At 75.9% G+C, this 6686-nt stretch carries 6 protein-coding genes; 3 read left to right on the forward strand and 3 right to left on the reverse strand.

Annotation, left to right across the window (positions count from 1 at the left end; translation table 11 throughout):
• Window positions 1-37 precede the first annotated feature (37 nt).
• On the forward strand, window positions 38-2020 hold the full coding sequence (locus ACWERV_RS06890) for a hypothetical protein (protein ID WP_452929714.1): 1983 nt from the start codon (window positions 38-40) through the stop codon (window positions 2018-2020).
• A gap of 209 nt (window positions 2021-2229) precedes the next feature.
• Window positions 2230-2682, forward strand: coding sequence for a hypothetical protein (locus ACWERV_RS06895; protein WP_452929717.1), 453 nt, complete (start codon window positions 2230-2232; stop codon window positions 2680-2682).
• A 23-nt stretch (window positions 2683-2705) separates the two neighbouring features.
• Here ACWERV_RS06895 and ACWERV_RS06900 read toward each other — a convergent pair whose 3' ends face one another.
• Window positions 2706-3593 (reverse strand): LysR family transcriptional regulator, encoded by an 888-nt coding sequence (locus tag ACWERV_RS06900; protein WP_452929720.1) that lies wholly within the window; start codon window positions 3591-3593, stop codon window positions 2706-2708.
• Window positions 3594-3749: 156 nt separating this feature from the next.
• On the opposite strand from ACWERV_RS06900, the gene ACWERV_RS06905 reads away from it, so the two are divergent.
• Complete coding sequence (locus tag ACWERV_RS06905; protein ID WP_452929723.1) at window positions 3750-5261, forward strand: MFS transporter; 1512 nt, start codon at window positions 3750-3752, stop codon at window positions 5259-5261.
• A gap of 96 nt (window positions 5262-5357) precedes the next feature.
• On the opposite strand, the gene ACWERV_RS06910 is transcribed toward ACWERV_RS06905, so the two are convergent.
• Both ACWERV_RS06910 and ACWERV_RS06915 read right to left on the reverse strand, forming a co-directional pair.
• Complete coding sequence (locus ACWERV_RS06910; RefSeq protein ID WP_452929726.1) at window positions 5358-5981, reverse strand: hypothetical protein; 624 nt, start codon at window positions 5979-5981, stop codon at window positions 5358-5360.
• A 68-nt stretch (window positions 5982-6049) separates the two neighbouring features.
• Window positions 6050-6505, reverse strand: coding sequence for a hypothetical protein (locus ACWERV_RS06915; RefSeq protein WP_452929729.1), 456 nt, complete (start codon window positions 6503-6505; stop codon window positions 6050-6052).
• Window positions 6506-6686 lie beyond the last annotated feature (181 nt).

Below are 6686 nucleotides of genomic sequence, written 5' to 3' on the forward strand. Positions count from 1 at the left end.
AATGCGGGACCTCCCCGCAGGAAGGTGAGGCGTACACATGCCAGTTGCCAGACCCTCGGCCGAAAGGCCTGCCTTATCCGCGCACGGCGCGCACCCCGCGCGCCCCGGGCATCTCGCGCGCAGACGGCTCCGGCGGCTCGCCGGGGCCGTCGTCACCGCGATCGCCACGATGGTCGCGGTGTTCCTCGTCCCGTCCGGTACGGCCGCGGGCTCCTCGTCCCCCGGGCCGCTGACCGCACAGCAGTGGCACAGCGCCATGACGCAGCTCACGACGCCGTCGAAGGGCTGTTACACCGCGGACTACCCGGCGCTGTCGTGGCACAGCACCGGCTGCACGACGGCACCGCCGAAGCCGTACGTCCCGCACGTGCCGGGCGCCGCGGGCAACGCCGGGCCACACCTGCCCGCCGCCGCCAACGCCCCCGCGGGCAGCGCCGGTTCGGCCGGGGTCCCGTACACCGTCGGCAACGGGATCGACTTCTCGGCCGGTGTGACGGGCCTGCTCACCGGGGCGACCGGTTCGTTCCCGACGGTGAGCGGGGTGACCAGTGAGAGCAGCGGCGGCGTCGCCAACGCGTATTCGCTGCAGCTCAACAGCGCGCCCTTCACCAGCCCGGTGTGCGCCGGGCATCCGGGGTGCCAGGGCTGGGAGCAGTTCATCTTCGCCAACCCCGGGGCGGGCGCCGGTTCGGCGTTCATCCAGTTCTGGATCCTGAACTACGCGGCCACGTGCCCGGCGGGCTGGTGGACGTACTCCGTCCACTGCTACACCAACGGCTCGGCGGTGACGGTCCCTTCGCAGCCGATCACCCACCTCGGCAGCCTGAAGCTGTCCGGCAACGTCACGAGTGCGCTGGACACCGTGGTCATGGACACCGGCGCGGGCACCATGAGCGCCTCGACGGCGGACAGCATGCTGAGCCTGTCGGCGGGCTGGAACGCCGTGGAGTTCATGGTCGGCGGCAACGGCGGCGGCTCGTCGGCGAACTTCAACGCCGGCTCGTCGCTCACCGTGCAGACGGTCACCCACAACGGGACGACGAACGCGCCGAGTTGCCTGATGACCGGCTACACCGGCGAGACGAACAACCTCAACCTCGTCGGCACGCCCGCGTACGGGGTCGGCGCCTCGCCCTCGCTGCGCAGCAACCAGAGCAACCTGACGACGTCGCCGCCCTCGTGCGCCTCGGCGCAGGGCACGGGCGACACGCACCTGGAGACCTTCGGCGGGACGTACTACGACTTCCAGGCCGAGGGGACCTTCACGCTCGCCCGCTCCTCGGCGATGACCGTGCAGTCCAACCAGGTGTCGGGCGCCCCGCTCGGCTGGCCCGGCGCGTCCGTCAACAGCGGGGTGGCGACGCAGATGGGTGCGGACACCGTCGCGGTGTGCGCGGCCAAGGGCCTGGTCGTCAACGGGTCCGGCACCTCGCTCGCCGACGGCGCCTCGGTCACCCTCCCGTCCGGCGACCGGATCGTGCGCACCGGCAGCCAGTACGTGGTGACCGACCCGCAGGGCGACTCGATGGCGGCGACGGTCAACCCCGGTTACGTGGACGTCCACGTCGGCCTCGGCTCGTACCCGCAGCCGGTCGTCGGCCTGCTGGCCAACGCCCCCGGTACGAACGACAAGTTGCGGACGAGCACGGGCGCGGTGCTGCCCATCCCGCTGGACTTCAAGACGCTCTACAACGTCTACGGGGACAGCTGGCGGGTGCCCGACGGGCAGTCCCTGGTCGCGGTCTGCGGCGACAAGACGCAGGCGGCCGACCCGACCGCGCCCTTCTGGGAGAAGCAGCTCCCGCAGGAACTGCACGACAAGGCCCTCACGATCTGCCGCCAGGTCGGCGTGAAGGACGTGACCCTGCTGGAGGCGTGCACGCTCGACGTGGGCGTGCTCGGGCAGAACGCGGCACGTGAGTTCCTGACCGAAGTCCCGCCGGTGGACGTCGCGTTCAGCGAGGACACCGAGGGCGGCGGGGGCGGCGTCAACGTCCCCGGGCGGCAGCCGGCGGGCTGACCTCCGCAGCCGTCCGCGCTCACCCCGCCCGCCCGCTGACCCCCGCGGACCGGCGGTCGTCGCGGGCCCGGATCCCGACCGGCTCCGGGCCCGCGCACCACGGCGTACCCCGCACGTACACCCGTGCGAGGCGGCGCCGGCCCCCTCCGCCATACTTCAAAGGATTCGGACATCCGTTGGGGGACGGGTGCGGGGAACAAGGGGGAGACATGCAGCACCGCATACGCCGGGCCGCGCTCGCGGTGGCGGCTCTCGCGGTCACGGCGGGGCTCGCGGCCTGCGACGGGCCGCACAAGGTGTCGGGCCGGCTCGACACCACCCGGCACGTCGCGGAGTCGAGCAGCCTGCGCAGCCGCCCGCACATGGAGAAGAGCTGCCACGCCGGCACCAAGCGGGTCAAGCACTCGTCGGGCCACGGCAGCAGCAAGCGCACCTGGTACACCGACGAGAGCACCCGCGTGTGCTCCAGCGTGCAGCACGGTACGGAGACCTACCGGCACGTCGACCGCCCGGAGCGGTGGTGCGTCCGGCTGGACGACGTCGGCGGCAAGGAGTCGCGCGACGACGTCTGGTACCACGTCAAGAGCAGCGTCTACCGCGACGCGCTGAACCTCGGCAGCGGCGGCCGGATGACCTTCGTGCCGGACGGCAACGGCTGCTGAACCCGGCCTGCCGGGCGAGCCGTTCAGCCGCGCGCGGCCAGCACGTCGCGGGCCGCGGCGACGAAGGCGGTGACCAGCGGGCCCGCGGTCGCGGGGTCCCAGGCCAGTTCGATGCGCAGCGGCTCGGTGTCGGTCAGCGGCACCCACACGATGTCCGGACGGGCGTAGAACGCGGCCATCGAGGCCGGGGCGATCGACGCGCCCTGCCCCGCGGCCACGTTCTCCAGCATCTCCTCGGCGTTGCGGTTCTCCGCGCCCCAGCGGACCGGGCTGCCGTCCGGCCGCGGATCGACCGCCCACCAGCTCACCCACGCGGGCGGCGCCGCCCGCGTCCAGGCGAGCGGCACGTCACGGATGTCGGCGAGGGTCAACGCGGGCCGCACGGCGAGCCGGTGGTCGGCGGGCAGCGCGATGACCCGGCCCTCCTCGGCGAGCGGCAGCCGGGCGAGCCCGGTCAGGTCGGCGGGCAGCCACACGTACGCGACGTCGATCTCGCCCGCGCGCAGGGCGGGCACCTCGCCGCCCCAGTTGTAGCGCTTGAGCTCCAGCTCGGCGCCGGGGCGCAGCGCGGCGAACCGGGCGCGGACCCGCGGGCCCAGCGTCCCGGCGCCGCTCGCCTCGAAGCCGAGCCGCAGCCGCCCCGCGTCACCGGTCGCGTACGCGCGGGCGACCTCGCCGAAGACCTCGGCGGCACGCAGCACCCGGCGGGCGTGCTCCAGCAGCGCGACTCCCGCGTCGGTGGGCTCCATGCCCTGCGGGTGGCGGGTGAACAGCACGACGCCCAGCTCGTGTTCGAGGCGGCGGACGGTGTGGCTGAGGGAGGGCTGGCTGATGAAGAGCTTCCCGGCGGCCCGGCCCATGTGCCGCTCGTCCGCGACGGCGACGAAGTAGCGCAGCTCCCGCAGCTCCATGGCACACCACTCTACGTGTGGCGATAGACGCGGTCTATGGGGCGATGAGCGGCCGGTCTTGGACGCCGCACGCGTGCCGGGGCGAGGCTCTTCGACGAGGGGCCGCACGGCCCCTGCGCCCCTCCGAGGGCCCGCCACTCCCCCAAGGAACCCCCCATGCCTCTCGGCCTCGCCGTGCCCGGAAACACCCCGCAGCGCACCGCCGCCGCCCCCCCGTCCCCCGCCCCCGACGCGGGCACCGGCACGCCCCGCGCGTACGCCCGGCGGCGGGAGGGCGATACCGGCGCACCGCGCGCCGGACGCGCGCGGTGGGTGGCGCTCGCGGTCGTCTCCGCCGTCAACGCCCTGGACTCCGCCGGGTTCGCCATCGCCAACACCGCGCTGCCCGACCTCGACCGCTCGCTGCGCATGGGCCCGGCCCTGCTGCCGTGGGTCATGACCGCGTACGCGCTCGCCTTCGCGGGCTTCCTGCTCTTCGGCGGGCGCGCCGCCGACGTCCTCGGCCGCCGACGGATGCTGCTCGGCGGTGTCGCCGTCTACGCGGCGGGCGCGGCCGTCGCCGCCTTCGCGCCCGCCGGGGGCGTCCTCGTCGCGGGCCGGGCGCTGCAAGGCGTCGGGGCGGCGCTGAGCGGGCCGCCCGCGCTGGCGCTCGTCGCCGCGATCTTCACCGACACCCGCGAACGGGCCCGCGCCATGGGGGTGTTCGTCGCGATCAGCGCCTCCAGCTTCGCGGGCGCCCTGGTCGTCGGCGGCGTCCTGACCTCCGCGGCCGGGTGGCGTACGCCCTTCCTCGCGCTGCTCGCCGTCGCCGCCACGGTGGGGCTGGTCGGGACGAAGGTGCTGCCGCGCGACACCGCCCGCACCCCGGGCGGCCTCGACCTGCCGGGCGCCGCCCTCATCACCGCCGGGCTGATGGCGCTCGTCTACGGCGTGAGCCAGGCCGAACACGCCTCGTTCGGCAGCGTGCCGGTGCTGGGCCCGGTCGCCGCCGCGGCCGCGCTGCTCGCCGCCTTCGTCGTCCGCGAACGGCTCGCCGCCGAACCGCTGCTGCCGCTGGGCCTGTTGCGGCTGCGGACGGTGCGGGCCGCGACCGTCTCCGGCGTCGCCTTCTACACCACCATGGTCGGCCTGCTCTTCTTCGCACCGCTCTACCTCCAGGGGGTGCGCGGCTACAGCCCGCTGCTGAGCGGGCTCGCCGTCGCGCCCATGGGCCTGACGGTGGCCGCGAGCACACCGGTCGCGGCCGCCGCCGTCAGCCGCCTCGGGCAGCGCCGCACGCTCGCCGCGGGCTTCACGGTCATGGCCGCCGGGCTCGCCGCGTGGACCCTCATCGGCACCGGCACGGGCTACTTCACCGTCCTGCTGCCGGGCCTGGTCGTCATGTCCTTCGGCCAGACCCTCGCGTACACCGCGATGATGTCCGCCGCCCTCACCGGCGTCGAGCCCGCCCGCCACGGTGTGGCCGGAGCGGTCAACATCACCGCGCAGCAGATCGGTTCGGGCCTGGGCACCGCCGTCCTCGCGACCGTCGCCGCCGCCGCGACCGGCCCCGGCACCGCGGGCCTGATCCACGGCTACCGCGCGGGCGTCGCGACCGCCGCCGCGATCGGCCTGCTGGGCGCGCTCGCCGCGGTGGCGCTGCTGCGCCGGGACCGCGCGGGGGCGTGAGCGCAACGGGCGGGACCCGGCACGGTGGGGCGCGGGCGCGCGAGGGCCCGCGCCCTGCCGCGGTGGCGACCCGGCCCGGTCACGTACCGGGCCCTGTCACGTACGCGGGCGGGCCGTCGTCGCACGGAAGGGGTCGCGGAGCGCCTGCGGGCGGCCGGGCCGGGGCGCGGAACGCCACAGGACCAGGCCTTGCGCCCGCTCCCAGCGGGCCGTCGCCACCGCCGTGACCAGGCCGGACACATGCACCAGCGGAAGGATCAGCCCGGCCCCGGGGCCCAGCGTGTGCCACAGCGCCAGGGGCGGGAGCAGCGCGTAACAGGCGTTCCGCCGGTAGCCGCGGGCCAGGTTCCGCCGCACGGCGCGTACGCCGTCGGGTTCCGCCCGCGGGTCCGGCACCCGCAGGGCCCGCTCGGCGGCCGCGCGCCTGCGGGGCCGTTCCAGCAGCGCCGCCACCGCGACGAGCGCGGGCACCGCGACGACCACCAGCGCCGTCACGCGGAAGCCGAAGGCGCGCTCCGGCGCTCCCGCGAGGCCGAGCAGGACGCCCGACACGACGGCGGACGTCACGAGGACGGCGACGGCCTCACCCACGACGGCGGGGACGAACGGCACGAGCTGCTCCGCGGGCGCCGGGCCCGGCGGGGGCGTGCGCGGCTCGGCGCAGGCGCCCGGCATGGGCCGCTCGTCCGGCGCGGACGCGTCCGGGAACGTGGTGCTCACGCAGCGCATCGTGCCAGCTCGCCGCGCCGCGCGCGACACCCCCGGCCTGCCGGTGATCCGTCCCGGTGTTACGGCCGCAGGGCGGCGCGGGCCGCCGTCAGGAAGGACTGCCGGGCCGCCTCCAGCTCAGCGGGCGGCCGGTGGCGGCGCAGCGCGTCCGCGAGGGCGGACGCGGCCGCGCCGGCCGCCGCCGGGCCCTCCAACTCGACCGCCGCCAGGGCCTGGTGGAGCGCCGGGCGGGCGCCGGGGGCCGCGGTGCCGCCGCCGCGCTCCTCGGCGAGGGCGGTGCCCGCGGCGTCGAGGAAGCGGACGTAGGCCTGCCGCCGTACGTCGAGGGCGCGCTCGGCCGCCTGCTCGCGCAGGGTGAGCCGGACGGCCTCCAGCGTCGCGTCCGCCTGCCGGTCCCCGGCGTGCCGCGCGGCCCGCGCCTGCTCACCGCCCGCGATCCGGGCGTACCAGCCCGTGACGATGCTGCCCGCGACCGCCGAGCCCGCGGCGATCAGTGCCGTCCCCCACTCGCCCACGGGCCCCATTGTCGCGGAAGCGCGCGCCCCGCGGGCGGCTTCCCCGCAGGTCACCGCGCCCGGTGCGGGCCGCGCGTTACGATCGGGCCATGTCCTCCGTACCGCCCGCGAAGCCGCCTCTGATCAGCGGAAACGCCAGCGCGGACACAACTGCGGCTCTACAATGGAGGATTGCGGCGAC

The sequence above is a fragment of the Streptomyces sp. NPDC004031 genome (assembly GCF_053604375.1).